Annotated in this window: 1 protein-coding gene; it reads left to right on the plus strand. The window is 79.6% G+C overall.

Going from position 1 to position 1210, the window contains the following annotated elements; all coding sequences use genetic code 11:
• Nucleotides 1-1210, plus strand: a 1210-nt coding sequence (locus tag V7793_RS37740; protein WP_336014262.1) for an ATP-dependent helicase C-terminal domain-containing protein, incomplete at both ends; no start/stop codon positions are given.

Here is a 1210-nt window from a genome sequence, read left to right on the forward strand (position 1 = left end):
CCGGGAGGCCGGTGCGCGCCGCGCGGCGGAGGTGGTGGCCCTCCTGAGCGAGGAACCGCCCCGGGAGTACGGCGACGACCTGGCGGCCGCCTGGCGTACGGCGCGGCGCGGCGGCGACGCCTACGGGGCGCGGTGGCGTGCGGAGGCCCGCAGGCTCGAAGGAGCGCTGAAGGGCGTGGCGGAGGAGGGTCCGGCCGGTTCGGCCGGGGTGTCGTCCGGGCCCGGTGCGCTGTCGGACGACGCCGTGGCCGGGCTCGTCACCGCGCTCGCCCACCCCGAGCGGGTGGCCGCGCTGCGCGGCGAGGGCTCGTACCTCATGGTGTCCGGGACGGGGGCGCAGCTCGGCGACGGGTCCCGGCTGCGCAGCGCGCCCTGGCTCGCGATCGCCGTCGCCGACCGGCCGGTCACGGCGGCCTCGGCGCGGGTGCTGCTCGGCGCCGTGATCGACGAGGGGACGGCGCGGGCCGCCGCCGGGGCCCTGCACGCGGAGGGCGAGGAGGTCCGCTGGTCGGAGGAGCGGCGGGACGTGGTGGCGCGGCGGGTCGAACGGCTCGGCGCCGTCGAGCTGGCGTCCCGCCCGCTGCCGGATCCGGACCCGGAGCTCCTGCGGGCCGCGCTGGAGGAGGGGCTGCGGCGGGAGGGCCTGGCGCTGCTGCGCTGGACGGCCGAGGCGGCCGGGCTGCGGCAGCGGCTGGCGTTCCTGCACCGGGAGCTGGGCGAGCCGTGGCCCGACGTGTCCGACGGCGCGCTGCTGGAACACCTGGACGACTGGCTCGGCTGGGAGCTGGGCCGTGCCCGCCGGCGGTCGGACCTGGAACGGGCGGACGGCGGCAAGGCGCTGCAGCGGCTCCTGCCGTGGGCGTCCGGGGACGCGGCGCGCCTGGACGAGCTGGCGCCCGAGCGGATCCAGGTGCCCAGCGGGTCGCGGATCCGCGTGGACTACGGCGGCGGGCAGCCGGTGCTGGCAGTGAAGCTGCAGGAGCTGTTCGGCTGGCAGGAGACGCCGCGGCTCGCGGGCGGCCGGGTGCCGCTGCTCGTCCACCTGCTGTCCCCCGCGGGGCGGCCCGCGGCCGTCACGGCGGACCTGGCGTCGTTCTGGCGCGACGGCTACCGCTCGGTACGCGCCGAACTCCGCGGCCGCTACCCCCGCCACCCCTGGCCGGAGGACCCGGCGACGGCGTCGCCTACGCGGCGGGCGACGGGGGGTCAC

This window comes from Streptomyces sp. KLMMK (assembly GCF_036961605.1).
In the GTDB taxonomy this organism is placed as follows: Bacteria; Actinomycetota; Actinomycetes; order Streptomycetales; family Streptomycetaceae; genus Streptomyces; species Streptomyces telluris.